General features: G+C 67.3%; 26 protein-coding genes and 1 riboswitch. Of the genes, 16 read left to right on the top strand and 10 right to left on the bottom strand.

Features of this window, described 5'->3' with window-relative positions:
* The first annotated feature begins 455 nt into the window (after positions 1 to 455).
* The 5 genes from RJ03_RS31215 (at position 456) to RJ03_RS35390 (ending at position 4074) form a co-directional block, all read left to right on the top strand.
* The gene (locus RJ03_RS31215; protein WP_218001041.1) at positions 456 to 1205 is read left to right on the top strand and encodes a 2-phosphosulfolactate phosphatase; all 750 of its coding nucleotides are present in this window, start codon (positions 456 to 458) and stop codon (positions 1203 to 1205) included.
* A gap of 221 nt (positions 1206 to 1426) precedes the next feature.
* Complete coding sequence (locus RJ03_RS38205; RefSeq protein WP_218001040.1) at positions 1427 to 1699, top strand: hypothetical protein; 273 nt, start codon at positions 1427 to 1429, stop codon at positions 1697 to 1699.
* A gap of 19 nt (positions 1700 to 1718) precedes the next feature.
* A complete protein-coding gene (locus tag RJ03_RS38200) occupies positions 1719 to 2003 on the top strand; it encodes a hypothetical protein (protein ID WP_036509513.1) in 285 nt (94 codons plus the stop codon).
* Between the two features lie 207 nt (positions 2004 to 2210).
* Positions 2211 to 3464: a hypothetical protein gene (locus tag RJ03_RS31205; protein ID WP_036509512.1), complete on the top strand. Its 1254-nt coding sequence runs from the start codon at positions 2211 to 2213 to the stop codon at positions 3462 to 3464.
* A gap of 13 nt (positions 3465 to 3477) precedes the next feature.
* The gene (locus RJ03_RS35390; protein WP_051025484.1) at positions 3478 to 4074 is read left to right on the top strand and encodes an SMI1/KNR4 family protein; all 597 of its coding nucleotides are present in this window, start codon (positions 3478 to 3480) and stop codon (positions 4072 to 4074) included.
* Positions 4075 to 4224: 150 nt separating this feature from the next.
* Here the strand turns inward: RJ03_RS35390 and RJ03_RS31195 are convergent, their stop codons facing one another.
* Positions 4225 to 4689 (bottom strand): hypothetical protein, encoded by a 465-nt coding sequence (locus tag RJ03_RS31195; RefSeq protein ID WP_036509510.1) that lies wholly within the window; start codon positions 4687 to 4689, stop codon positions 4225 to 4227.
* Between the two features lie 101 nt (positions 4690 to 4790).
* Here RJ03_RS31195 and RJ03_RS31190 point away from each other — a divergent pair, with 101 nt between their 5' ends.
* Positions 4791 to 6230 (top strand): amidase, encoded by a 1440-nt coding sequence (locus RJ03_RS31190; RefSeq protein WP_036509579.1) that lies wholly within the window; start codon positions 4791 to 4793, stop codon positions 6228 to 6230.
* Positions 6231 to 6346: 116 nt separating this feature from the next.
* On the opposite strand, the gene RJ03_RS31185 is transcribed toward RJ03_RS31190, so the two are convergent.
* Entirely contained in the window at positions 6347 to 7045 is a 699-nt protein-coding gene (locus RJ03_RS31185; RefSeq protein ID WP_051025483.1) for a DUF8020 domain-containing protein, read from the bottom strand.
* A 278-nt stretch (positions 7046 to 7323) separates the two neighbouring features.
* Positions 7324 to 7425 carry a CbtB-domain containing protein gene (locus tag RJ03_RS38690; RefSeq protein ID WP_245552444.1) on the bottom strand — a complete coding sequence of 34 codons (102 nt, stop codon included), beginning with the start codon at positions 7423 to 7425 and terminating at the stop codon, positions 7324 to 7326.
* A gap of 135 nt (positions 7426 to 7560) precedes the next feature.
* A riboswitch (cobalamin riboswitch) is annotated at positions 7561 to 7707 on the bottom strand.
* Between the two features lie 1032 nt (positions 7708 to 8739).
* Here RJ03_RS38690 and RJ03_RS31170 point away from each other — a divergent pair.
* A complete protein-coding gene (locus RJ03_RS31170; protein ID WP_245552448.1) occupies positions 8740 to 9171 on the top strand; it encodes a low affinity iron permease family protein in 432 nt (143 codons plus the stop codon).
* A 39-nt stretch (positions 9172 to 9210) separates the two neighbouring features.
* Positions 9211 to 9393 (top strand): cold-shock protein, encoded by a 183-nt coding sequence (locus tag RJ03_RS31165; RefSeq protein ID WP_036509506.1) that lies wholly within the window; start codon positions 9211 to 9213, stop codon positions 9391 to 9393.
* A gap of 90 nt (positions 9394 to 9483) precedes the next feature.
* On the opposite strand, the gene RJ03_RS31160 is transcribed toward RJ03_RS31165, so the two are convergent.
* Complete coding sequence (locus RJ03_RS31160; RefSeq protein WP_051025482.1) at positions 9484 to 10209, bottom strand: zf-HC2 domain-containing protein; 726 nt, start codon at positions 10207 to 10209, stop codon at positions 9484 to 9486.
* Between the two features lie 105 nt (positions 10210 to 10314).
* Here RJ03_RS31160 and RJ03_RS31155 point away from each other — a divergent pair, with 105 nt between their 5' ends.
* The 3 genes from RJ03_RS31155 to RJ03_RS31145 all read left to right on the top strand — a co-directional run bounded on the left by RJ03_RS31155 (position 10315) and on the right by RJ03_RS31145 (position 13118).
* Entirely contained in the window at positions 10315 to 10842 is a 528-nt protein-coding gene (locus RJ03_RS31155; protein ID WP_051025490.1) for a sigma-70 family RNA polymerase sigma factor, read from the top strand.
* A gap of 72 nt (positions 10843 to 10914) precedes the next feature.
* Positions 10915 to 12078: an MFS transporter gene (locus tag RJ03_RS31150; protein ID WP_218001039.1), complete on the top strand. Its 1164-nt coding sequence runs from the start codon at positions 10915 to 10917 to the stop codon at positions 12076 to 12078.
* A 71-nt stretch (positions 12079 to 12149) separates the two neighbouring features.
* Positions 12150 to 13118 carry a hypothetical protein gene (locus RJ03_RS31145; protein WP_218001038.1) on the top strand — a complete coding sequence of 323 codons (969 nt, stop codon included), beginning with the start codon at positions 12150 to 12152 and terminating at the stop codon, positions 13116 to 13118.
* Positions 13119 to 13160: 42 nt separating this feature from the next.
* Here the strand turns inward: RJ03_RS31145 and RJ03_RS31140 are convergent, their stop codons facing one another.
* The 4 genes from RJ03_RS31140 to RJ03_RS31125 form a co-directional block, all read right to left on the bottom strand.
* Positions 13161 to 13826 (bottom strand): TroA family protein, encoded by a 666-nt coding sequence (locus RJ03_RS31140; protein WP_218001037.1) that lies wholly within the window; start codon positions 13824 to 13826, stop codon positions 13161 to 13163.
* Between the two features lie 68 nt (positions 13827 to 13894).
* Positions 13895 to 14773, bottom strand: a complete 879-nt coding sequence (locus tag RJ03_RS31135; RefSeq protein ID WP_051025481.1) for a metal ABC transporter permease — start codon at positions 14771 to 14773, stop codon at positions 13895 to 13897.
* Entirely contained in the window at positions 14770 to 15411 is a 642-nt protein-coding gene (locus tag RJ03_RS31130) for a metal ABC transporter ATP-binding protein (RefSeq protein WP_036509498.1), read from the bottom strand. Before RJ03_RS31130 ends, RJ03_RS31135 begins: the two co-directional genes overlap by 4 nt.
* Positions 15412 to 15477: 66 nt before the next feature.
* Positions 15478 to 16677, bottom strand: a complete 1200-nt coding sequence (locus RJ03_RS31125) for an acyl-CoA dehydrogenase family protein (protein WP_051025480.1) — start codon at positions 16675 to 16677, stop codon at positions 15478 to 15480.
* A gap of 87 nt (positions 16678 to 16764) precedes the next feature.
* Here RJ03_RS31125 and RJ03_RS31120 point away from each other — a divergent pair, with 87 nt between their 5' ends.
* From RJ03_RS31120 to RJ03_RS37560, 3 genes are all read left to right on the top strand, one after another.
* The gene (locus tag RJ03_RS31120; protein ID WP_051025479.1) at positions 16765 to 18441 is read left to right on the top strand and encodes a CoA transferase; all 1677 of its coding nucleotides are present in this window, start codon (positions 16765 to 16767) and stop codon (positions 18439 to 18441) included.
* Entirely contained in the window at positions 18438 to 20069 is a 1632-nt protein-coding gene (locus RJ03_RS31115; RefSeq protein WP_036509496.1) for a class I adenylate-forming enzyme family protein, read from the top strand. The genes RJ03_RS31120 and RJ03_RS31115 overlap by 4 nt, the downstream gene beginning before the upstream one ends.
* Before the next feature lie 170 nt (positions 20070 to 20239).
* Positions 20240 to 20908, top strand: a complete 669-nt coding sequence (locus RJ03_RS37560) for a DUF8020 domain-containing protein (RefSeq protein WP_051025478.1) — start codon at positions 20240 to 20242, stop codon at positions 20906 to 20908.
* Here RJ03_RS37560 and RJ03_RS39140 read toward each other — a convergent pair.
* A complete protein-coding gene (locus RJ03_RS39140) occupies positions 20802 to 21116 on the bottom strand; it encodes a heavy-metal-associated domain-containing protein (RefSeq protein ID WP_083871457.1) in 315 nt (104 codons plus the stop codon). The genes RJ03_RS37560 and RJ03_RS39140 overlap by 107 nt on opposite strands.
* 109 nt (positions 21117 to 21225) lie before the next feature.
* On the opposite strand from RJ03_RS39140, the gene RJ03_RS31105 reads away from it, so the two are divergent.
* A complete protein-coding gene (locus RJ03_RS31105; protein WP_036509494.1) occupies positions 21226 to 23469 on the top strand; it encodes a heavy metal translocating P-type ATPase in 2244 nt (747 codons plus the stop codon).
* Between the two features lie 86 nt (positions 23470 to 23555).
* Entirely contained in the window at positions 23556 to 25547 is a 1992-nt protein-coding gene (locus RJ03_RS31100) for a cytochrome c oxidase assembly protein (RefSeq protein WP_036509492.1), read from the top strand.
* A 188-nt stretch (positions 25548 to 25735) separates the two neighbouring features.
* Here the strand turns inward: RJ03_RS31100 and RJ03_RS31095 are convergent, their stop codons facing one another.
* Positions 25736 to 26068, bottom strand: a complete 333-nt coding sequence (locus RJ03_RS31095; protein ID WP_036509490.1) for a YnfA family protein — start codon at positions 26066 to 26068, stop codon at positions 25736 to 25738.
* Positions 26069 to 26129: the final 61 nt, after the last annotated feature.

Below are 26129 nucleotides of genomic sequence, written 5' to 3'. Positions count from 1 at the left end.
GGATGGTGGGCGTCGAGACACGGTGCACCGCCGCCGTATTCGACGCCCTGCTCGGATCTGCCCTGCTGCACGGTCACGTAATCCTCCTCCGCCGGGGCTCCGAGGCAGCACGCTAACCGTCCGACCGCCCACCCACACCGTTTGCGCTCACCGCAAGCCGAACGGACAGCCCTCGCCGTGCCCTGTTCGGCGAATCGAGAGGTCGATGCCGGGGCACAGTCGCACAGTGTGGCGGTTCGTGACACTCGAACCATCGTGATCCGAAGTGCCGGTCCGGGTGTGTTTGCGCAGTTCCACAGGGCCGCAGCGCTTTCGGCAACGGCCCGATCCCGGCCGTGGACTCCGCCGCCCGGCCTACCCTGTGGGGTGCTCCACGACTTCCGGCCACAAGCCTGACAGCGCGTCCCACCCGACGTCGCTGGCGCACCGCGTCGATCCACCGAAAGGTCACGGGAGTGAACGCAGGAATCTTCCGGCAGCAGGACTATCGCATTCGACTCGAGTGGGGGCGCGAAGGTGTCGAGCAACTCGGCCCGCAGTGCGGGGCGTTGATCATCGTCGATGTCCTCTCCTTCTCGACGTCGGTGGATATCGCGGTATCCCGGGGCGGGCGGGTACTGCCGCTACCGCTGCGCCGCGCCGATCCCCGAGCCGCCGTCGAGGCCGAGCGGGCCGGTGCGGTGCTGGCCGCTGCGAAACATGACAGCGGGTGGTCGCTGAGTCCATCGTCCCTGCTCGAACTTCCGGCGGGCACGTTGCTGGCGTTGCCTTCCCCGAATGGCGCGACGCTGTCGGGCATTGCCGCCCAATACGATTCGACTGTGTTCGCCGGCTCGCTCCGCAACGCCGATGCGGTCGCGAAGGCCGCGATCGCCGCCGCCGGTGATCGGCCCGTCGGCATCATCGCGGCGGGCGAGCGGTGGGGGATCGTCGACGGGCCGCTGCGTCCGAGTCTCGAAGATCAGCTGGGCGCGGGCGCGATCTCCGCCGCCCTACTGGCACACGATGGCGATGGCTCACCGGAGGCCCGGCTCGCCGCCATCGGATTCCGCTCCGCCACAATCGAATTGCCCACACTGCTGGCCGAGGCGATCTCCGGCCGGGAACTGACGGACAAGGGGCTGGCTCACGACGTACACCTCGCCGCACAGTGGAACGCCAGTACGACCGCACCCGTGCTTGTCGACGGAATCTATGGGGGGTGAACTTATTCGAGCGATTCCTACCGTCGCCGACGCGGAACCGGGACTGCGCGCGGTGGTGGTGTTTCGCCGGAAACGGGGTTGCAGCGGATTCGCCCGAACCGCCAACGCCGTGAATCTGCCGAACCCGTCGGAGGAGAAGCTCTCGCGACCGGCGCAAAGAGCGCGTCGGCGAGCCGAGGCCGTCGGAGAGGGAGGTCGACCCCGGCTCCCCATCGGGGGATGTGCTGAATACGTCGACGAATGGTTGCTCCCACCCTGTTCGACACACCGTTGTTCCATCGCCTTCGCACTGCGAGCGGATTCTGATCGCCGGCGCCGGTGGCGGGTTCGACCTGCTCAGCGGTTTGCCGATAGCCTTCGCGCTGCACGAGCACCTCGAGACGATCTTCCTGTCCAACCTCACCTTCACACCTATCACACGCACCGATGCACGACCCGTAGCGGCTGGAGTGTTCGAAGTCGACGCCGACACCGACTGTCCGATTTCCTACTGACGGCGGGACCGATCTACTCATGACCGGTGACGAAGCCGGACTCGGAACGCCGGTCGAAGACGTCACCAGCCTCGGCGAATACGGGGACCACCACTCACTGACACGCACCCGCGCGAAAGGTGCCGAGCTGTTCATCAACCCGCTGATGTCGATGGTCTGGGGATTCGATCTCGACGCGGTCGCGAACCGCGTGCTCTACCGTCACGACATCGCCCACGCGACAACGCCATTCGAAGTCGCCGCCGCCATCGAAGCGTTTCGTGACCACATCCCGCTGCGGCCACGGCGGACGATACCGGCTTGATTTCGCGGCCGCGTCTCCCACCCTGAAAGCCATGTCGTCCCCGAGCGCGTCGGCGGTCGCCAGTGGCGGCGGTCACTCTTGACCGTTGCCAGTCGGTGGCGTTAGTTTCGAACCGACATGAACTTGGGGGGTGAAATGTCTTCTTCGACAGGACGTTTCGTTAGCAAAACAGTAGCTGTTCTCACTGTCGTCCTCGGCATCTTCGGGATGTTGCTGGTCGCGGCGCCGGTGGGGTCTGCCGATCCATTGGACTGCGGGGCGGTCGCTGCGCGGATCGAGGCGCACAATCAGGCTGCCGCGGTCCACAACGCGAGTCCGCCGAATCCGTCGGACGAGGCGGCGGTGGCGGCCTACAACGCGGAGGCCGAGCGCGGCAATGCCGAGATCCCGGAATTGCAGAGCCTGGCCGAGCAGTGCCGGGCCGAGGGGCACGACGTTCCGCAGGTCGGTGCGCTGCCGAAACCCGATGCGCCGCAACCGTGCCCGGCCGCGCTGATCATCGCCGCGGCCGCGCCCAACCCGAGCTGCCCACCGAGCCCTGCACCAGGGCCCGCGCCCACGCCTTCGCCGAGTCCGGCGCCGGCGAAGCCGCGCACGCCGTCGGTACCGTTGCCGCCGCGCTCGTCGACCGGTCCGGCGCTACCGAATCCCGCGATGGCGTTGCCGCCGTTGTCGCGGATCATCCGCAATCCCGCGATCCCGCAAGGTGGCACCTACAATCCGTCGACGTTGATCGGGAACCCCGCTCCGGCACAGCCGGCCCTCCTGCCCAACAGCATGGTGAACGGCCCCAACGCCTTCCGTGTCCTGCCCGCACCCGCGAATCCGTTGCAGGCGCCCGGCGCTACCGGTGGAATCGGGCCGGCGCCGGATATGACGGCCATGCAGCAGGAATTCTTCGCCAACGCCTTCCAGATCCAGCGGGCCGCGCAGGGTGTGCTGCGCCCGAGCAACGCCACGCCGCAGGTGTTCGCGCTGCCGAACCCGGACGGCACCAACCCGGTCGCCGATCAGACCCCGGTCATCCTCATCGCCGGCGATGGCGGCAATGTGCTGGCCTCACCGCTGGACGACTACAACCGCTCCGGCGGCCTCGTCGGCTACATCACCCCCGCCATGGTCGGCACCGGCGGTTCCCCCTCGATCAAGATCCCCGGCGCGAGCAGGCCGTATCAGCGTGGACATCTGTGCGCCAACGTCAACGGCTGCCCGGGGGATCTGCCGCAATTTCTCACTCCGGAACTCGGCGCGATCAACACCGGCATCATTCGCGACTGGGACGTCGAGATCAGCAAGGTCGTCAGCGGCGCCAGAGTCGCCGACGGGATCCCGCAGCAGAACGTATCGCTGGGCAAGATCCCGCTCTACGTCGGCGACAACGCCATCCCCGACTACATCCTGATGTGGGCGATCGGCGACAAGGGATGGAATCCCGGTCCTGTGCTGATCCAGAATTTCTGACAGGATCGAGACGATGACCGCCTTCGACGAGCTCACCACCCTCCTCCCGCCGCCACCGGCACGGCCGCCGGTGGCGTGGGAGGTGACCGAGGCCGAGCTCGGCGTCGAGCTGCCGGCCGACTACAAGCGGCTCTACCACGCCTACGGTGATGTCCTGTGGTGCAACGCATTCCGGTTGCTGGGCCCCGCGTCCGACGAATGGGACGATCTCGCCGCCCGCACCCACCGAGCCCGCGGCGACCTGCTGCCCCCGGAACAATTACTGCCGCAATGGCAGCCTCCGGTGCCGGCCGGGGTGTCGATCGAACCGGCACAGCTGATCCAATGGGGCGCTCACGAGGGCGGGGACTACCTGCTGTGGTACCCCGGGCCGGATCCGGCGGTGTGGACGATCATCCTCACCAACGTCCACCAATCCGCGTGGTTGTTCACGGCCATGCCGGTCACCGACTTCCTGCTGGCCTGGACCACCGGGACCCTCGACCTGGGCGGCAACGACTATTTCGACGTCGCCCACTACCTCGACGGTGAGCCGCCCTACTACGAGATCGACAATCCCGCAGGCGATCTCGCGGGCGGCGAGCCGATCCGGGTACAAGCCACACCCTGAACCGGCACCGCGGAAAGGGCGATGGGGTGACGCGCGTCGTTCAGCCGCCGACGGCTGTGGTCGGCGAGGCCGACCGATCGCCCCTCGTCGTCTACATCGTCGAACACGGTGAGCCCGTGGTCACCGGTCGCCGGCAATTGTGCTGTCTGCTCAGGACAGGATCAGGGGCTGTGGCCTCGATCCGAGCGGGCGGTCGCTTCGGTCCCAGTAGTTGAACAGCGCCTCGCCGAGGGTGTGTGGCTTCCAGTACTCGATGTCGGATCGTTCGATGTCGGGCCAGGCGGTCGCGACGAACGGACCGTTGAGGTCGGCTGCGGTGAGTACTGTGAATCCCGGCGACGTGGCGAGGGCGCCCACCAGCTCCGGTGCGTCGACGAAAACCATCGGGCCCGACTCGGTTACACCGTCGGCGCAATCGATCGTCCGCGGTTCGGCTACCGCAAGCATCGTCGAGTGGCGGACCGCGACCACCGCGACCTGCTGATCACCGTAGGCGATGATCCCTTGATGGAAGTTCGGCGTCACGCCGTCTGCCACACGAAACTCGACCACGGTGCCGCCTGTGCGGCGGGCGGCGTCGTAGCACGCCCGGCGGAATGCGCGGAGTTCGGTCACGAGTGCGAATGTATCCCTGTTCGCTGATGGGGTGGTGGCCACTGCGCCGAGTCGCTTCCCGATAGGGTGCCGGTGTGGATGCCTACTCGAGTGCGGACGCGATGGCGCTGGCTGCTCTGGTGCGGTCGGGTGAGGCCGAGCCGGCGGAATTGCTGGAGGCGGCGCGGGCGCGCGCGGCCGAAGTCAATCCGCGGATCAACGCGATCGTGGCCGATGTCGATCCGGCCCGTGCTGTCGAGGTGGACGACGCGCCGTTCGCTGGGGTGCCGTTCCTCATCAAGGATCTTCATCAACATCTCGCCGGCTATCCCACCAGCGGCGGATCGCGGTCGCTCGCGTCGGTCCTGGCGACCGAGAATGCCACGGTGGTGCAGCGGTGGCTCGATGCCGGGCTGGTCATCTTCGGTAAGACCAATACTCCCGAATTCGGCGCCAAGGGAATCACCGAACCCGAGTTGTTCGGTGCGGCGCGCAATCCGTGGAACATCGAGCACACGCCCGGCGGGTCCTCCGGTGGCGCCGCGGCGGCGGTGGCCGCGGGTATCGTGCCGTGCGCGGGTGCGAGCGACGGGGGTGGTTCGATCCGAATTCCGGCCTCGGCGTGTGGGCTGTTCGGGCTCAAGACTTCTCGCGGTCTGATCCCGGCCGGTCCCGTGCACGGTGAGTATCTGGGCGGAACCGCCGCCGATGGTGTCATCTCTCGTTCGGTGCGAGACACCGCCGCCATGCTCGATGTGCTGGCGGGCCCGACTCCGGTTTCGCCGTACCTGGCGGCACGGGGGCAAGGGAGCTATCTCGCGGAGGTGGAACGCGCCCCGGGGCGTCTTCGGATCGGCTTCTGCACAGCCAGTTCGGTCAATCCGGCGCCCCATCCGGAGGCTGTGGCGGCGGCGACCGGAGCGGCCGAACTACTGGTGAGCCTCGGCCATGACGTGGTGGAGCTGCCCCGCGCTCCCTTCGATGACGCGGCGTTGGCCAAGGATTTTCTCACTACCTGGTTCGTCGAGTGTGCCTTCTCGGTGGATGAGGCCAAAGCCGCTGGGGGCGTGGGGGATTCGGGATTCGAACTCGATACCCGGCTGATGGCCGCGCTGGGACGCGCGACCAAGCCTGTCGAGTTGACTCGCGCCGTCGCGCGGCGACACCAGTACGTGCGACGGCTGGCGGAATTTCACGAGTCCTACGACCTGCTGCTCACTCCGACCACAGCCACCCCGCCGCCTCGGATCGGGGCATTCGACCTCGCGCCGACGCTGCGCACGGCACAGCGATTGCTGCTGACCGCCCGCGTCGCCGGGCTGCTGCGCTGGACACCGATCGTCGACCAGTTCATCAACGACAACCTGAGCTGGGTTCCCTACACCCAATTGGCGAACATCACCGGCCGTCCCGCCATGAGTGTGCCACTGCACTGGACTCCCGACGGGCTGCCGATCGGCGTCCAATTCGTCGGCCGCCTCGGGGCGGAGGGGCAGCTCATCCGGCTGGCCGCGCAGCTCGAGCAGGCCCAGCCCTGGGCCGGCCGCCGCCCCAACCTCTGACCTCCCGTCTGTGGCAGGGACTGCGACCCGTCCTTCGCGGCGCGTTCGAGAGGGCTGCTCATGGCGGCCTGAACGCTCGCAGGCTGGGTGCCGATGGCCTGCGAGCGTCGACGGCCTCAGTTCTGGGGCTTGTTGATGGTGTTGAAGAACTGGATCGCGCTGGCGATCGCGACCGGTCCACCCAGGATGACGGTTCCGGCCGCAGCACCCAAGGCGGCGCCTGCCGCAGCGCCGGCCAGGCATCCGCCGGGTGCTCCGGCGAAGAAGATGGGCGGCATCAACGCGGCGCCGACCAGGGCGCCTGCGACACATCCGATGCCCAGTCCCGCGGCGGTGCCGACCAGGACTCCGACGCCGGTCGCGAGGCCGATCTGGTTGGCGGCGACGCCGATCGCGTCGTTGAAGTCGCTCTGCGCGTCCACCGGGGTGAGGTCGGGGGTCGTCGATGCCACCGCGTCGGCGGGGTTGCGGCTGGGAGTCAGCACTGCGGTGCGACCGTCGACCTGGGCGGCGATGGGCCAGTCCTGCTGGTCGAGTTTGTAGGTGAGCGGCAGGCCGGCGACGAGATTGCCGTTGTCGTCGAGGATTTCGAACTGGTTGCCGCGCACGTTGAGCCGCCCGGCGTCGGTGCGCAAGACGACCGAGTGGTCGACCACGTCGGCGGTGTAGTGGATCCCGGGGCCGACGTCGGTGGCGACCGTCGTACTCGGTTGCGGTGTTCCGGCCGGAACATCGGCGTGCGCAACGCCGCCGGCAATGGTCAGCGTGGTGATCGTGACCGCCGCTCCGAACGCGAGTGTGGTCCTGGTTTTCATCGATCGTCCTTCTTCGCGAGTGACGTGCTCGCGCGATGAGACTGCGGAAACTACCGCAGTGCAATTACTTTCGTTATCGACCGATCCGCGCGAGGTCATGCGGATGCGGCCACTCGTGCCGACGAGGGCGGCACGAATTCTGTGCCTCGGAAGTTACCTCTACACGTCGTCGCGGCCGCTCACGTCATGAATGAGGCGACCGGTCATGGTTCGGACGCGATCCGGGCGAAGGCGAACGCCGGCGACCCGCCTACGGCAGACACGAGAGTTCTTCGTGCTCAGTGGCAGGCGAAGCCCAGGAAATGGCGTGCGGCGTGGACGGATTCGTGCACGGGCATATCGGTGCCGAAGAACGACGCAGCGGCTCGATCCACACTCACGAGGGAGTACGCCGGTGGCGCAGCCACGACGCCGTCGTGAGAATGGACAAGGAATCGGTGTGCAAACCGGACCTCGGCGCATACGACGTGGCCATGCGAACTCCTCACCTAACGGGGATTTTCGCGTCCCCGAACACTGGTACAACCGCCGATTCGAGGGTCTGACTCGTCATCTTCCCGAACCCGGAGATGCTCACAGTGGCGCGACCGTCCTGGGTTTTCACCAGGTTCCTCGAATCGTCGCGTCGACAACCATACGAAAAGTCGAATGCCGCGGTCAATCCACGCAATTCCGAGCGCTCGGCGAAATGGGATAAAAGGGACATCGCAGTGAGCGGGTGATACCTGGTGGGCTGGTTCGCTGGAGTGAAGCTGACCTGCCTGGCCTGCCTCTCCTGTGCTGCGTCGACAAGGTCGGAATGGCAGTCGTTGGACGGGGTCGTTCCCGCACGAGACGCCGGCGGCTCGGAGGCGGAAACGGACTGGCCGAAGGTCGCCGGGGCGACGTCGAAGGCCAGGTGATGTCCGGGGCGGTTGTCGGTAGACGAGAAGCTCAGTGTCAGTGCATTATTCACCCGGCATCGGCGCGAAATAGCCTAGTGGGCCGGAGTGTTCGTACTCCAAGCCTGTGTCGTAGGCGAAGAAGCGTGCCGCCGATTCGTCGTCGACTGCGGGAACGGCTCTGCGTTCAAGGCTCGCGCGACTTCGAAGTCGCCCGCATCGGTGGTGGGTAGCGGGCGGAATTCAGCGAGGCGATCCGGTGGGGGCAGGATTTTGAAGGTCGCCGCCAACGCTATGGCAATCGAAACGTGATTTGTCGGTCGCGGCCGAAGGCGTCCCTCGATCGACGGCGTACGTCACCGCGCGGTGCGGGCCCGCGGGACTGATTCGGCCGCGAACACGGTGGTGAGGCGGTTTCCGGGCGGCTCGCTGGGATGCTTGCACCGGCCGTCTGCTAGGGAAGGTTGTTTGCCGTTTTCGATCACGGGTATGCGTCGGAATGTGATTCGAACGTCGCGAGATGCCCTTGGCGGCCGTTGTCTGCGGCAATATCGAGACAGTTGGAAGTGATTACTCCGGAATAACTCGCCTGATTGTCCGATCCATTTCGGTTTCCGATCTTGTGGAACGTCGGCGTCATTGATGTTTTGGAATGCGGGGCGGCGCGGGGTGCCGGCGGGGCCCACTTCTACCGACGCGGCGACGTCTGGGCGCGGCAGTGAAGAGGTCGTGTCGGTGAGCCTTCGGTGTGATGCTCCGTGGCTCATCGATGGTGGATGCATCTCGCGCTGATGAAGGAGATCGACGGTGACAATCGACGACGGGCGCGCACTGCGGGTGCAGGCGCCGACAGCGAAGAGGCCCTCGCAGCTGAAAGGGGGCCTGTCGGCGTTCGACCGGTTCGCCACCGCGGCGTGCGGGGTCGCCTCGCGGGCAACGTTTTTCGCGTTCTGCGTGCTGCTGGTGGTGGTGTGGTTGCCCAGTTTCTTGGTGCTGCCCAGTCTGGACAGCTGGCAGTTGCTGATCAACACGGTGACCACGATCATCACGTTCATCTTGGTCGCGCTGCTGCAGAACACCCAGGCCCGCGCGAACGCCGCGGTGCAGCACAAGCTCAACGCGGTCGCCGACGCGCTGGCGGATCTGATGGGCGAGCTCGGCGACGAGCATCCGCGTCTGTGCCGCCACCGCGCCGAGCTCACCGCCGCCGTCGGTCTCGAACACCACGTCTCCGCCTCCGAATAGGTCCGGTTCGGCCTATGCGGAGGAATTCCACTGACGACCGTGAGCGCCACCATCGGAGCTACGCCTGAAACGGGGAGTATCGATCTCTATATCGGATCCGACGATGTCGCCGCACACGACCTCGTCGAAGGGGATCGCGTGGAGTTCGAAGTAATCGTCGATATCAAGGGTCCGCATGCCCGGCAGGTGCGGATTCTGTCCGACGCCCTCGTCTCCTCCTGACCACCTCGGCCGGGCCCGTTGGGTGCGCTGTCCCAGCCTGCCTCGTCCATCGCCCGCCCCATTGCCTGGGTGTAGGCGGGCCGAGCGGAGTCAGGCCACATTGTGGCGCCCGGTGGGGCGCTGTTGTCCGAACTCGCGCCGCAGGAGTGTCCCGGCTGCCTCGGCTTCGAAGTCGGCATGCGTGTCGTGTCGGCCCGGGTCGGTCGCGCGTCGTTTCGGTTCGTCGTTGCCGTCGTCGGTGCGCCGCACCAGATACAGCAGTGCGACGCCGACAACGACCGGGACGTGGGTCAGCAGCCGGGTGGCGTCGACATCGCCTCGGACGACGTCGAAGACCGACGCCGCGGCCAGCGCGCCGACGAACACCGTGAGCATCGGCAGCTGCGCGGCGGCCGTTCGCGTGTGCAGTGTTGCCCACAGCAGGCCGATGCCGACGGCGAGATTCCACGCGGCGCTCTCGTGGCTCATGTGGCCCATCATGAAAGGCATTGCCTCGTGGCCCATCCCGGTGTCCACGCCGAACAGTTGGGTCAGGGCGAGAGCGGTCTGGACGACGGCGACCACGCCCAGAGCGACTCGGAGCAGCGAGTACACGGTGCGCGGAGCCGGCAGTTCGGCGAGAATCGCGTCGGTGAGGTCGGGGATCGCGGGCGCGGGAGCGAGCAGCATGGTGCGCCGCAGCCCTTCCGCGCGCGCATGCCAGGCCCGACAGGATGAACAGGTCGCCAGGTGCTGGTCGACCGCGGCGGCAGGGACCGGTTCCTGTTCGCCGTCGATACGCGCGGACAGCGCTTCGCGAGCCGTATCGCAATTCATGTCTCCATAGTCGTACATCGAACAGCCGGAGTTCCCACGACCGTCTGTAGTACTGTGCTCGATGTGCGTGGCGTCGACGATGGAGATGACCTCACCGCACTCGCAATGGCCGCGGGGCGTGGTGACCGACGGGCCTTCGAGATCTGGGTTCGCGCTTTGCAGGCCGATGTCTGGCGGTTTCATGCCTATCGCGCGGGCGCATCGGCGGCTGATGATCTGACTCAGGAAACCTTCGTGCGGGCTTATCGGAGCTTGCCTCGTTTTGCGGGGAGATCGACCTCGCGCGCGTGGCTGTTGTCGATCGCGCGCCGGGTGGTGGTCGACTCGATTCGCGCTGCTCAGGCGCGTCCTCGGGTGCGTGACACCGACGATTGGGAAGCGGTGGCCGAGCAGCAGGGCACACCGCGCAGTCGTGGGCGTGGTTTCGAGGATCTGGTCGAGGCGCGGATGCTGCTCGACCAGCTCGAGCCCGAACGGCGAGAGGCGTTGGTGCTGACGCAGATTCTCGGCCTGTCCTATCAGGATGCGGCCGATGCCTGCGAGGTGCCGGTGGGCACGATCCGGTCCCGGGTGGCGCGGGCGCGTGAGGACTTGTTGGCGGCCGCGTCGGAGACCACCGACGGCGTCGGCTGAGAATTTCACTGCGCCAGGAACTTCAGCGCCATCGCGTTCGACTTTCTGTATGTGGATACGCGAACCGACTCGGTGAGTTCGCAGCGAACGCTGCTGACGTGGCTGATGGTCACCGCGATGACGATGTCGATGCTGCCGCTGTTTCTGCTCGGTGCGCTGGGTCTGCGCTTGATCGTCGAATTCCGTGTCGCCACTTCGGCTTTGGGGGTGCTGGTCGCTGTCGGGTTCGCTGTCGCGGCGGCGCTGTCGCTGGTTGCGGGGCCGGTCGTGGTGGCGTGGGGAGCGCGCCGATGCCTGATCGGCATGTTCGTGGTGTCGGCGATCGCGCTGGGCTTGTTCGCCGCAGCGCCGGCGTTCCCGGTTCTGGTCGTCGCGGTCGCGTTGTCCGGTCTGTCGCAGGCGCTGGCGAATCCGGTCACCAATCAGCTCATCCAATCGCGGGTCGAGCGGGCGCGGCGCGGTGGTGTTGCCGGGTGGAAGCAGTCGGGTGTGCAGTTCGGTGCCTTCTCGGCCGGGTTGCCGCTCGCCGCGGTGGCCGGTTCGCTGAATTGGCGGGTCGCCGTGGCGATACCGGCACTGGCGGCTCTGCTCGCCGCGGGGGCCGCGGCGATGGTCGCCGGTGATTCCGAGCCGCCGCGCCGACCGGTGTGGAAGGCTGCGGTGCCGCGGGGTGACGCCGGGTGGATGTGTGGATATTCGGTGCTGCTCGGCGCCGGAATCTCTGCGATCAACACCTATATCGCCGTGTATGCCGCGCATCGGCTGGGGATGTCGGCGGCGGCCTCGAGTGGCCTGGTGGCGGTGCTGGGCGTAGCGGGAATTCTCGGGCGGGTGGGCTGGACTCGGCGTTCGGCATCGTTGCGCAGTCCCGCGATGTTGCTGGCGCCGTTGGCCTTCGGCGCGGTCGGTGCGTGTCTGGTGCTGCTGCTCGCCGGTGCGACGCTGTCGTGGCTGGTCTGGTTGGGCGTGCTGGGGATCGGCGGCTGTGCGGTTGCGGCCAACGCGGTGTCGATGATGACGGTGATCGTCACTGCGGCACCGGAATCCGTCGGTCGCGACTCGGCTGTGGTGTCGGCCGGTTTCTTCGCCGGATTCGTGGTGGGGCCGACGATCTTCGGTGCGCTGATCGGTGTCGGATCGCCGCATTTCACCGTGGCTTGGGTAGTCGTGGCGGCGGAGTTCCTCGCCGCCGGGGCGGTGTCGTGGGGGTGGCAGCGACGGGTGTCGTCGCGATGACCCGCGGCGCGACTGCGGCATGGTCACGAGGGCGGACGTTCCGGCGAGCGCTTCGGCATATGACGGACCGCATGTCCGAGACCGAAGAGTCGGTGGGAGAGCGCTTTCCGCTCTACGCCGATCCGGAGACCGGGGCATGGGTGTCGACGCGGCGCGGATCCTGGGCGGCCGGCTTCTGGGTGGGGCAGCTGTGGCTGCGTGCACGGCTGTCGGGTTCGGGTGCCGACCGTGCGGCGGCCGAAGCCGCGGTGACCCGTTTACAGCCTGCCGCCGAACTGGACACGGTCACTCGGGGCCTGATCTTCTGGTACGGCTCGGCCGCTGGGACCCGTCTGGGAATCTCGGAAACTGGTGCGGCCCATGCTCGAGAGGTCGCGAGGCAGTTGGCCGCGACGTTCGACACCGAGGCGGAGATTCTTCCCTGGGGTACGGGTTTCGGTGATCCGGCTCGTCCGTCGGTGGGCCGCGTGGATGGTCTGGCCGGTGCGGTGCCACTGCTGGCGTGGGCGGGCGAGTCGGTGATTGCCGAGCGATTCCTGTGTTCTCTGCTGCTGCGTCTGCGATCGTCGCCGAGGGTGATTCCGGCGTGGGAATTCTGTGCGGGACAGTGGTATCCGCGTTCGGAGCCCCCGCCCGACTGGTCTCGAGGGGCGGCGTGGACCGCGCTGGCGGCCGCCGACGCCGGCTGTTGGATCGAACCCCGCTTCGCGGATAGCGCAGACGAAATACTCTCGCGTACTTCGTATTCCAACGGCGTACCTACCGCCTCCACTGCGAGCGGACCGGTACCCGACACGTCTGCGGCCGCCATCACGGCCGTCGCATTGTGCAAACTCGGCCGCCCGGCTGCCGCGGCCGAGCTGGTCGAGACATTGATCCGCGATCATCTGTCCGGCGGCGATCGCCCTGGGCGGCTGCTCGACGGATGCTATGACGGTCCTCGTAACCTCGCGCCGAGCCACGAAATGATTTGGGGCGACTTCTTTCTCATGCTCGCCCTGGCGATACTCGAAGGCGAGGTTTCGGCCACGGCGTTGTGAGCAGTACCGGCCGGGCCGCCCCGTGGTGGCCCGGCCGCTGGCTCAGCCCTTCAGTGCGGCGCTGATCTTCGTTGCCGTGTCGTCGTAGACCGTGAGCAGATCGTTGCCGCTGGTCGGATAGTTGCTCAGATCGAGCTGCCGGGCGGTTGTGCCCGGCAGGACGGTTCCGGTATCCATTTGCTCGTTGGCGAACACCAGCTCCGGCTCGGCCGCCGACAGATCCGCCACCTGCTTGGCGGTCACCTGATCGGGTCCGTAGGTTCCCAGCACCTGGGCTCCGGATAACTGCGCGGCGAAACCCATGAACGTCTGCGCAACAACAGTGGGAGGCCGGCCGTTTCGCCATGCGGACTTGATTTGCGTGGCGAGTTGGTCGTATCGGGCCCCGAATGTCTGGAGCCACTTGTCGGCCGCGGTGCGGGTTCCGAACATGTCTCCCAGCCGCTGCACCTCCTTGACGACGTTGTCGCGGCTGTTGTCGAGATCGACCGCGACCACCTTCGCCGAAGACCCGGCGGCGTCCTTGATCTTGGTCGCGAAGCCCTCGAAGGGTGCGTAGAGGACGTAATCGGCGTGCGACACCGCGGCCAGATCCGACGGTTTAGGGTCGTAGTCGGGCGCGTGCTTGATCGCCGGCGGCACGATGACGGTCACATCGGTCGCGCCGGCGGCCTCGGCGAAGGCCGCTTCCCAGGTACTGGTCGCCACTACGTTCGGGCCGTCGTGGTGCTGCTGGTCACTGGACCCACAGCCGGTCAATGCGGCTACGCCGGCGATCAATGCAGCGAGACCGATCCCGAAGCGTGCGAACCGTTTTCCTCTGCGGAGGGCCATCCTCGTCTTCTCCCATCGGGTAACACATGAACGGCGAGGGCGACCGCCCCGGCCGCGAGCACCAGCACCGGACCCGGCGGCAGGTCGAACCACACCGCGAGGACGAAGCCGGTGACGTTCACCAGCAGACCGACGACGACCGCCGCGATCACCATGCCGGGCAGCGAATTGGCCAGCCGTCGCGCCGCCAGCGCGGGCAGTAGCGTGAGTGCGTCCACGAGCAGTGCGCCGGTGAGCCGGATTCCGGCTGCCACCGCGACCGCGACCAGAACCAGCAGTACGAGGGTCAGTTGATTGACCCGGACTCCGGAACAGGTGGCGAGTTCACGATCGAACAGCAGCAGCCCCAGTTGGCGGCGGCGCAGTACGAACAGTGCCGGGATCAGCACCGCCAGCACACCGAGCAGGACGACGTCACTGGTTCGGGTGGCGAGAATCGATCCCCACAGCAGTTCGAAGGCGCCGTTGGCGTTGACGCCCGAAATCGACAGTGTGAGTAGAGCTCCCGCGATCGCCAGGCTCATCAGCAGGCCCATCGCACCCGAGAGTCCGGCTGGGCTGCGGGCCAGCGGCGTCAGCGAGGCGCCTGATATCGCGCACGCCACCAGTCCGCACAGTAGCGGGTCCAATCCGGTCAGGATCCCGATCGCGATTCCGAACAGTGCCACGTGCATCATGGCGAACCGCACCGGCATGATGTCGAGTCCGATGATCACCACGCCCACAATGGGCAATCCGATGGCGCCGAGGATCAGCGCGACCAACGCGCGCTGCACCGGAACCAGGTGCCACAGCTGCCAGAACTCGTTCGCGTGGTTCACACCGCTTCCTCTTCCCGGGGCGTGATCTCGCGCAGATTTCCGCCCGCCATCTCGAGTACCCGGTCGCAGCGCGCGGCCAGCGCGCGGTCGTGTGTCACCACCAGCAGCGTCACCGGTATGTCGGTCAGTAGCTGTGCGGCATCTTCCTGTCCGGCGAAATCCAGTGCGGCGGTCGGCTCATCGGCCAGCAGCACACCCGCGCCCGCGGCCACGCAGCCCAGTGCGCGGGCCAGATACATCCGCTGAAGTTGTCCACCGGACAAGGTGTGCAACGGGCGGTCGGCCAAGCTGCTCACGCCCAGATCGTGGGCGGCGGTCATGGCGTCGTCGAATGCGCCGCTGCTGTACAGCAATTCGCGCGCCGGGAGCGGAAAGCGCCCCGCTGCCTGGCGCTGCGGAATCCACGCCACCACGCGGCGGCGCAGGTCCCAGTCCTGCGCCGTACGCGCGGTGGCTCCGCCGACGGTGATCGTCCCGCCGGCAAGCGGATGCAGGCCGAGGATGGCCCGCAACAGTGTGGTTTTGCCCGAACCGTTCGTCCCGGTCAGCGCCACCCGTTCCCCACCGGGTATTCGCAGATCGACGCCCCGGACCACCGCACGCCGTCCGTGCGTGCAGTCCACCCCGGACAGTTCCATCGTTGCGCCTTCGAACAATCTTCACTCCACCTTCTTCCGCACCAACAGGTCGGGCGGCGAACGGAATTAGTTCCCGGCGAGCGGGTTCCGGTTCGGGGATGCCGTGGGCGGTCGGGTGTACTCGCGAATTACGCGGCGTGCGGTGGCCTCGATGTGGAATTCGTCGGAACCATCGAGAATGCGGGCCGCGCGAGCAACGCGCAGCAGTCGAGGCAGACCCGTTGCGGCGGTGAGGCCCTCGGCGCCGAATATCTGTATCGCGTGGTCGGTGGCCAGGCCGAGAGCGCGTGCGGCGGCCACCTTCGCGAAGCCGACCTCCACGTGCGCGCGCCTATCCGCGGCAACTGCGGCGGCGGCTTGTTCGGTGAGCGCACGGGCCGAGCGAACAGCCAGTTCGGCGTCGAACACCATCTGCTGCACCAGTTGCCGCTCGGCCAGTGGCTGATCGTCCACCCGGCGCTGGGCTGCCCGCTCGGCCAGCAGTTCCACAGCTCGCTGTGCCTGTCCGACCCAGCGCAGTGCGCGCAGTGTGCGGCCCAGCGCGAGTCGCTCGCCGGCCAGTGTCGCGCCCGCGCCGACTGCGCCGATCAGCCGGCATGCGGGCACCGTCACGGCGTCGAATTCGATCTCGGATTGGCCTCCCGTGCCGAGTACATCCAATTCCCGGACGACGCGGAATCCGGGTGCGGTGGCCGGAACGGCGAAGATCGACAACGACTCTCGCATCGCACCCGAGGCGGTGCGGGCGACGACGAGTACTTCGTCGGCTGTTCCCGCGCCGGTGATGAACCATTTGCGCCCGGTGATCCGCCAGCCGGTGCCGTCGGGGGTCGCCGTGGTCCGCAGTGCGGCGGGATCCGATCCGGCTACGCCGGGTTCGGTCATGGCGTAGCTCATCGTCAGCTGTCCGGAAACCACTGCGGGAAGCAGCTTTTCGCGCAGCTCGCGATCGGCGTGGCTGTCGATCATCCGGGCGTTGAGCAGCGCGGCCGAGCCGAGCACCTCGGGTGCGTGATCGCTGCGTCCCTCGATCTCGGCGACGGTGAAGTAGTCGGCCGGCGTCAGCCCTCCGCCGCCGTACCGGGACGGCAGTGGCAGAGCCCACAGCCCGGCCTCGACAGCGTGTTCGCGTAGTTGGGCGCGGATGGCGCGGTCACCCGCGTCGAGTGCTGCCTCTGCCGGAATCACTTGGTGGGCAACGAAATCGCGGATCCGCGTACGCAGTTGCTCGCATCGTGGGGAGAGTGTCGAGGATTCGTCGGGCATGACCGCATCACACCATTGCCGGGAACTCACCCGCCATCGAGACCGACCTTATCGGACATCGGCATGTTTCTCGGTGGAAGGCAACCCATGACGAACACATCCGCATCCACACTCGCGGCCGAGCTGTTACCGGTCGGCACGGTCGCCACCGTGACCGGGAGCGGACCGACCGCCGCGGTTGTCCGCGATCATCTCGGCGCCTTGGGTGCGACCCTGGCCGAGGGCGGGCCGCCCGGTTCCACCGACATCGCGGCGGCGGTCACGGTGGAGTCGGCCGAGGGCGTGCGGCGTGAGCTGGTGGTCGAATGGGCGGGACCGGTGCGCGTGCCCGGATGCGTGAACGAGACCGCGGTGCAGGCTGTCTGTGGTGTCATGCACGTCAACGGCCGGCGGTACGGAAGTCCGCAGGGAATCGGGCTGGATTACTGCTCCACCGCCGCAGGTGTGCTCGCGACGACGGGACTGCTGGCCAGCCTGCTCTCGCCGGAGCCCGAACTGACGGTGCGGACCAGTGTCGCCGAGGCCGCGTTGCTGTCGGTCTCGCAGTATCTGGCCGCGGCGGGCGCCGACGATCCCGAGGCGGTCGACCTCGCACCCGGTGGCCCACCGTTCACGAGCGCCGACGGGGTACGCTTCGAAATCGAAGCGCTGCAACCGGAACCATGGGCGGCGTTCTGGACGGCCTTGCAGGCCGATCCGCCGGCGTGGCGGAAAGGCTGGCGTCCCTTCCAGTTCCGCTATGCCACCGCGACCGCGCCGTTGCCGGTCGAACTGCATCGGTGCACTCGAACGCACACCTTCGCCGAGATCGCCGCCCGCGGGGCGGCAACCGGTGTGGCGGTGTGCCGGCTCTACAGCGCCGATGAATCCGCGTTGTCCGCCGGACCGAGGTGGGTGCCGTGGGATGTCGACACGGTAGCCGGAGCTGTCATGCGCGACGAGCACATGGGCACCGCGGCCGAACCACTGAGCGGCACAGTCGTATTGGAAGCTGGGCGCCGCGTTCAAGCTCCGCTGGCCGCTCACCTGCTGCGCCTGCTGGGAGCGTCGGTGACGAGGATCGAACCGCCGGGCGGCGATCCGTTGCGGGATATGCCGCCATGCAGCGGAGAGGTGTCGAGCCGGTGGCTGGCGCTCAACCGGCACAAGGATGCGGTGCAGATCGATATCAAGTCTGCCGCCGACCGCGCCGAATTGCGACGGCTGGTCGCCGAATCCGACGTTTTCCTGCACAACTGGGCACCGGGCAAGGCCGAGGAGTTGGAGTTGTCGGCACCACATCTGCCGGCGGGAACGGTCTACACCTACACCTCGGGCTGGTCGGGGGTGGATCTACCGGATCTGCCGCCGGGCACCGACTTCATGGTGCAGGCGCGCACCGGCCTGGCCGAGCTGGTCGGCGCACCGGAGACACCGGCCGCGCCGTCGCTGATGACCTTGTTGGACGTGCTCGGCGGCATGCTGGGCGCCGAAGCGACGGTCCTCGGATTGCTAGGGCGCCGGCGCGCCGGTACGGGAGTGGCGGTGGAGAGCAGCCTGCTCGGTGCCGCGCGGACGTTGCGACGTTTCGGCAGCACTGCGGAAGCCGCACTGCGCCAACCATTTCGATTAGACGGGCGATGGCTGACGGCCACGGGACCGGGTACGCACACACCGGTCGTCACCGACCTTGCCGACCTGCTGACCGATCCCCGATTCGCCGACGTGGTGGTGCGAGACGAATTCGGCTGCCCCGCCCTGTGTCCCCCCTGGAGACTGTCGTGAACCGAACCTACGAAACCCACTGGTACACCGATCTCGTCCCGATCGAGTTACGCCGATCCTGGTCGGAGCAGGGCTATTACCCCGACCTCGATATCTTCACGATGTTCGCTCGGCACGCTGCCGCTCGGCCCGACGCTGCGGCGCTGATCGATGCCGATGGCGTACTCACCTACGCCGAACTGCTCGACAGCGCACGCCGGCTGGCGGCCGGTTTGGCGAATTTCGGTGTTGCCGCCGAGGATGTCGTCGCCGTGCAGCTTCCCAACAGCCGCTGGGCATGCGTGGCGGATCTGGCGATCGCGGCGCTGGGAGCGGTCGCGCTGCCGTATCCGGTGGGCCGGGGGCATCGCGAGGCGGCAAGCCTGTTGCGGCGATCCGATGCTGTGGCTGTGATCGCCCCGGCCGATTTCCACGGAACCGCGATCGCGGCGCAACTGCGCGAGATGGCCACCGACCTGCCGGCGCTGCGTGCGGTCGTGGCATTGGGCGGGCATACGCCGCGAGGGTGTATCCCCATGCATGCGCTGCTGGCACCGGAGGCGGCGGACTTCGAGCCGCACCGGCCCGATCCCGACGGGCCGGCTCGCATTCTGGTGACCTCCGGATCGGAGGCGGAGCCGAAGATGGTGCTCTACTCGCACAATGCGCTCATCGGCGGGCGGGGCGCCATGATGGCGGCGTTGCACGACGACCCCGCCGCGATGCGCAACATGTTCATGGTGCCGTTGGCCTCGGCGTTCGGTTCCAGCGGCACGGCGGTGACGCTCGCCGCGTTCGGCGCGACGCTGGTGCTGCAGCCGAAATTCGAACCGGCGGCGACACTGTCGATGATCGAGAAGGCACGGCCGACTCATCTGCTCGGGGTACCGACCATGATCCGGATGCTGATCGACCGTCCCGAACTCGACCACACCGATCTGAGCAGCGTGCGTGCGGTGGTGCTCGGTGGTTCTCCGCTGGACGCGGAGACGATCCGGCGCGCCCGAGAACGGTTGCGATGTCCGATCATCAACCTGTACGGCTCGGCCGACGGCGTCTCGTGCCACCCCGCCCTCGACGATCCGCCCGAGCGGGCGACCACGGCCGGACGTCCGAATCCGGCGGTCACCGACATTCGGGTGGTCGATGCGGAATTGCGCCCGCTCCCAGCGGGAGAGACGGGCGAGATCATCTCTCGCGGACCCATGTCGCCGCTGTGTTACGTCGGAGCACCGCAGCTGGACCGGCGTCTGCGAACGTCCGACGGATGGACGCGCACAGGCGATCTGGGCTGCTTCGACCGGGCCGGATACCTGAGCATCGTGGGACGCCGCAAGGACGTCATCATCCGCGGCGGCCTCAACATCAGTCCCGCAGAGGTCGAAGCGTTGCTGATCACACATCCGTCGATCAGCGACGTCGCTTGCGTCGCGGTGCCGGACGCGCTCTACGGCGAGCGGATGTGTGCATGCGTTGCCGTGTCGGAACCGGTTACCTTGCAGGATATTTCGGAATTTCTCCGTCGGCACGGGCTCGAGCCGCGCAAGTTTCCGGAGCGGTTGCTGACGTTGGATCGCCTTCCGCTGGGACCGGCGGGGAAGGTGGACAGGCGGGTGCTGCGCGAGCAAGCGCAGAAGGACACCGAGTGAATCGGTGTATCCCTTAGGACTCGAATTGACCAGCAGGCCAAACGGTTTCACCGATCGTGATTCAAAACACATTCCGTAAACGGTGGAACCCGAGTGCGCCGCGTCCCGACTTGTTGACCGGCAGCCGAAACCGATCTGCCGATGAGGGACATCGAAATATGGAGAGAACAATGAAGTTTCGCATGGGAGCCGCGTTCGCCGCGCTCGTGGTGTCGACCGTGATCGCGTCGACCGGCACCGCGTCGGCGGACCCGGCGCCCGCCGGACCGGACATCCACTTCCAGGCGCACGCCGTGAACGGCTCGGTGGTGCTCGACATGGATGCCGGATCGGTGACGGTGGCCGACAACCACCTGCACTTCATCGACCGCAACGGCGCCGAGGTCGCGGCCCTCCCACTGGCTTACAGGCACGACGGCACGCAGTTGCCGATCGCGGCGCATGTCGCCGGAAACTCTGTCGAACTGACGGCGGTTACCGATCCCGCGGCGGCGCGGCCTGCCGATGCGGCGACCGCTCAGGAGATCGATGCCCTCTCGCATCCGAACTTCAACGCGGCGTTCGGTAATTTCAGTATGGAGATGATGGCCGCCGCGACGGTGGGCAGTCTGCTCGGCAGCACGGTCGGCGCCGGAATCGGTTGCGTCGCAGGCGGAATCGTCGGCGGCGCGGCCGGTGGAGTGGTGACGATCGGGGTGCTGGCCGTGCCCGGCGCGATCGGTGGCTGTTTGGTCACGGGCGCTGCGCTGGCGGCGATGGGCGCTGTGGTCGGCACGATCGTCGTGGGTGTGCCGGCGTTGATCGCGGCCGGTGCGCAGTTCTGGAACGATACGCACTGACTTCGTCGGCGATACGACGGTGCCCGGCAGCCATGCAGGCCGCCGGGCACCTGTCTTCGTGGTCGTGTCCGCGCGGCACGAGACCGCGCCCGGCATCGACGTCGACATCGACCGCCTCGACTCCGTCGAGTGTCGTGAGTGCCCGGCTGACCGCACCCGCGCAATGTCCGCAGGTCATGCCTGCCACTGAATAGACCGTCTCGTTCATTCCGGGATCCTTCCTCGTTTTCGGTCGGCGGGAACCGGGAACCGCTTCCGTCCGACCTCTCGTATGTGAGTTTTCGAGTAGCAGGCAACAGGATGGGACCCGAAACGAGATGACGACACCGGCGACCGTACAGGATCCACCCACCCGACGGGTGCGCTTGGCTGTCTCCGGAATGAGCTGCGCGGCCTGTTCGGCGCGCGTCGAGCGCGCGCTCAACAAGATGGACGGCGTGGGTGCCAGCGTGAACTTCGCCACCGGCATCGCGACCGTGGACATACCCGCCCATCAAGAAGCAAAGATGCTGTGTGACACCGTGATCGGCGCTGGTTATCAGGCCGCCGAACTCACCGACGCCGACCCGGTGGTCGACACCGGTCCCGAGGATCGCGCGGCCGCCGATCTGTTCCGGCGCCTGGTGGTCGGGTTACTGCTGTTCTTCCCGCTGGCCGACTTCTCGATCATGTTCGCGACGGTGGCGAGCGTGCGCTTTCCCGGATGGCAGGTCGTGCTGACGGCGCTCGCATTGCCGATCGTCACCTGGGCGGCGGCCCCGCTGCATCGCCGCGCACTCGTCGGGCTGCGCCACGGCGCTACCAGCATGGAGACTCTGGTCTCGATCGGGATCACCGCTGCCACGGTGTGGTCGATGATCACCCTGTTCGTCCGGCCCGTCCCGGCGGTCACCCACCACGGGGTGTGGGCCGCGATCTTGGGCGCCGATTCCATATATCTGGAAGTGGCGGGCGGGGTGACCGTTTTCGTGCTCGCAGGCCGTTACTTCGAGGCCAAGGCACGTCGGCGAGCAGGGGGAGCGCTGCGTGCGCTTGCGGCCCTGAACGCCAAGGACGTGACGGTACTCACCGCAGAGGGCCGCGAAATCGTCATCCCGACAAGGGAATTGACCATCGGTCGACGGTTCGTGGTGCGGCCCGGTGAGACGATCGCCACCGACGGCCGGGTGATCGAAGGGTATTCCAGCGTGGACGCCGCGGCCATGACCGGCGAGTCCACTCCGGTCGAGGTGGCTCCCGGCGACGAGGTCACCGGTGGCACCGCCTCGCTGACCGGCCGCCTGGTCGTCGAGGCCACCGCGGTCGGCAGCGACACCCAATTGGCCGGGATGATCCGTCTGGTCGAGGAGGCGCAGACCGGCAAGGCGGCGGTCCAACGGCTCGCCGACCGGATCGCCGGCGTGTTCGTCCCGGCCGTACTCACCCTCACCGCGTTGACCCTGGCCGGCTGGCTGGTGTCCGGAGCCGATCTGGACACCGCGATCGGTGCGGCGCTGGCCGTGCTGGTGATCGCGTGTCCGTGCGCGCTCGGACTGGCGACTCCGACCGCGCTGATGGTGGCCTCGGGCCGTGGCGCGCAGTTGGGCATCTTCCTCAAGGGACATCACGCGCTCGAGACCAGTCGCACGATCGACACGGTCGTCTTCGACAAGACCGGCACCGTCACCGAGGGCGCGATGAGCGTTGTCGCGGTGCATACCTCGGTTGCCGACAGCGACGAAATAGTCCGTACCGCAGCGGATGTGGAGTCGGCCTCCGAGCATGCGGTGGCCGCCGCCATCGTTGCCTACGCTCGTTCGCGAGGACACAACCCGCGAGCGGTCGAGGACTTCGTGGCGCTGCCGGGCCTGGGCGCGCGGGGCACCGTCGCTGGGCAGCGCGCTTTGATCGGACGACCGGCACTCGTCGAATCCGAACACATCGCGGTCGCCGATGACCTGCGCCTGGCGTTGGCCACGGAACAGTCCCTCGGGCGCACAGCGGTTTATCTGTGCCTGAACGGCCGCGCGGTGGCGGTGTTCGCAGTGGCCGACACCGTGCGGGCGGGTATGGCCGAAACGGTGGCACGGCTGCATCGGCGCGGGCTGCGGACCATGCTGCTGACCGGCGACAACGCCGAGGCGGCGCGTGCGGTGGCCGAGGAGACAGGGATCGCCGAGGTTGTCGCGGATGTGCTGCCGGAGGGCAAGGTTCGCGCGATCCAGCAGTTGCAGCAGGAGGGCAGGCGGGTCGCGATGGTCGGTGACGGCATCAACGACGGCCCGGCGCTGGCCACCGCCGATCTCGGCTTGGCGATCGGGCGTGGCACCGATGTCGCGATCGGCGCCGCCGACATCATCCTGGTGCGCGACGATCCGGCCGCCGTTCCCGATGCGCTTGAACTCGCGCACGCCACGCTGCGAACCATCCGCGGAAATCTGATGTGGGCCTTCGGTTACAACCTGGCCGCCTTGCCGATCGCCGTCGCTGGCCTGCTCAATCCGTTGCTGGCAGGTGCCGCGATGGCGTTCTCCTCGTTCTTCGTGGTGTGGAACAGCTTGCGGCTACGGAATTTTCGATGAACAGCCGGATCCACCACCCTGAGCAGTCATGCCCTGTACGCGCTGACCGCGGCGATGGCAAAACTGTTGTCGGTGAGGGTGTGAGGATGCGACGAGCATATGAGGAGAACTCCGCGGATGTGTACCGCGCCGGCCCCGGGAACGCCCTGTTGCCGGCCGGAGCATCCGCGGCGGCGGTGGTCGTCCTGATCGTCACCCTCGCCTGCGGCCACTCTCGCTATGCCGATCAAGGGCTGCTTTTTCCCGGGTGGGATACCGCGGTCGGTTACGCGCTGGTGCGCCTGGCGGCCGGGCTCGCGGGCGGACTGTCACTCGGATCGCTGATGTATGCGCTGGTCTGTGCGCCGGCCACCGCTGCCGGGCGCATCGACGTGTGCGGCTATCGCGGGATACGGGTAGCCGAGTGGTCATCGGTGGTGTGGTTGGTCGCGTGCGGCGCTTCGATTCCGACTTCCGCGGCCGATGCGGCCGGAATATCGGTGCGGCGCATGATGAATATCGGCGGAACCGGTGCGTTGATCGCGGCCTCGACCGCTCCGAAGGCGTGGATCGTGGCCGCGCTGTGCACGCTGGTGGTGGCTGTGGCCGTGCGGTTCGCGCTGTCGTGGAACAGCGTGTTCGGCGTGGCGGCCTTGGTCGCGGTAGCGGTGTTGTGCCCTCCGGTGGTCGGCAATGCGGGTGAGGGCCCGAACCACGACTACGCGACAGGTGCGGTGATTCCGTTCACCGTGGCGCTGTCGGCGCTGGTGGGTCTGAGTTGGTGCGTGCTGAGCGGCCACGCCGACGCGAGTGCGAGCGAACGCGCGATCGTATTGCGGCGCTATCGAACAGCGCTCGGAATTTCGGTTGTGGTGATGGTGGGCACCGCGGCGATTCTGGTTCCGATTCTCACTCCATCGTGGGCGTTCGGTGGCTGGTACGGCAGCCTCGGTGTCGCCGCGGCCGGACTGCTCGCATCGCACGCGGTGCTGTGGCTGTGGCTGGGCCGGACATCGCCGGATTCCGTGCGGGTGCCTGCTGTGCTGCGGGCGGTGGTGGTGTCCGAGCTGGTATGGCTGGGGATTTCGGTGGCCATGGCGATTCAGCCCGCCCCGGCCTTCCGGCATCGCTCGTTCACCGCGCAGCAGGTGTTTCTGGGTTTCGACGTTTCCGCCGCGCCGAACGTGTGGCGTATGGCGTCATTGTGGCGGTTCGATGTGGTGCTCGGGACCTCGGCCATCGGGTTGGGGCTCGCCTATGTTGCCGGGGTGATCCGCCTGCGTCGCCGCGGCGATCAGTGGGCGCGCTGGCGGATGGTGTCGTGGCTGGCCGGTTGTGTGGGACTGCTGTTGCTGACGTCGTCGGGGATCGGTGCCTACGGCTATGCGATGTTCAGCGTGCACATGGCGGGTCATATGGCGCTGAACATGTTTCTGCCCGTGTTGCTGGTGCTGGGTGCGCCGGTGACGCTGGTGTTGCGAGCGGTCGAGCCGGCCGGCCGCAACACCGCGCCCGGACTGCGGGAATGGCTACTGTGGCTGATGCATTCGCGGTTCACCCGTGTTCTCAGCCATCCCGCCGTGGCGTTGGCGGTATTCGTCGTCTCGCTCTACGGGCTGTACTTCACGCCGCTGTTCGACGAGCTGATCCGCTTCCACTGGGGTCATCTGCTGATGAACATCCACTTCCTGCTCACCGGCTATCTGTTCTACTGGGCGATCATCGGCATCGACCCGGGCCCGCGTCGGTTGCCTCATCTGGGAAGGCTGGGAATGCTGTTCGCGGTCATGCCCTTTCACGCTTTCTTCGGCGTCGCCGTGATGTCGATGGAATCTCTGGTCGGCAGCACTTTCTATCCCGAACTGAAGCTGTCGTGGATGAGCGATCCCATGCACGACCAGTGGATCGGCGGCACATTGGCCTGGATTTCCGGCGAGATCCCGGCCCTTCTCGTAGTCGGCGCATTGCTGTCGCAGTGGGCCAAACAGGACCGGCGCGAGGCCGAACGCGGCGACCGCCATCAGGAACGGTTCCCCGATGACGACGAACTGGCCGCCTACAACGCGATGCTGGCCGAACTCGGCCGATCCCGCCGCTAGCCGGAGGAATTGCGAACATGGTCGTGCCGGGTGGTTTTGATGAACCACCCGGCACGGCCGTATGCGTCGACTCGCCTACTCGGAGTCCGCGGTTCACGGAACGGGAGCGAAGAAGCCGATCGCAGCACCGATAGCGGCACCGACGGCGCAGCCGACCACCGCACCGACCAAAGAATAATTCGAACAGATCAGCTGCGTGGGGCGTACATGATGACGGTGACGCCGAGTAGGCAGATGGCGGCGCCCGTGATGTCCCAGCGGTCGGGTCGGAAGCCGTCGAATGTCATGCCCCACAGCAGGGATCCGGCGACGAAGACGCCGCCGTAGGCGGCGAGGATGCGTCCGAAATTCGCATCCGGTTGCAGGGTGGCGACGAATCCGTAGATGCCGAGGGCGATGATGCCGGCGCCGATCCAGGCCCAGCCGCGGTGTTCGCGCACGCCTTGCCACACCAACCACGCTCCGCCGATCTCGGCGATAGCGGCGAGGGCGAAAAGCAGGATCGAACGTGCGACGGTCATGGTCGCCGAGCATACGAAACCGGCGGACGTCGCCCGACTTGACGTCGAGATCGAAGACGAC

This window comes from Nocardia aobensis NBRC 100429, assembly GCF_000308375.1.
In the GTDB taxonomy this organism is placed as follows: Bacteria; Actinomycetota; Actinomycetes; order Mycobacteriales; family Mycobacteriaceae; genus Nocardia; species Nocardia aobensis.
The sequence above is the reverse complement of the archived record's forward strand: the minus strand, read 5'-3'. Positions and strand labels throughout refer to the sequence as shown.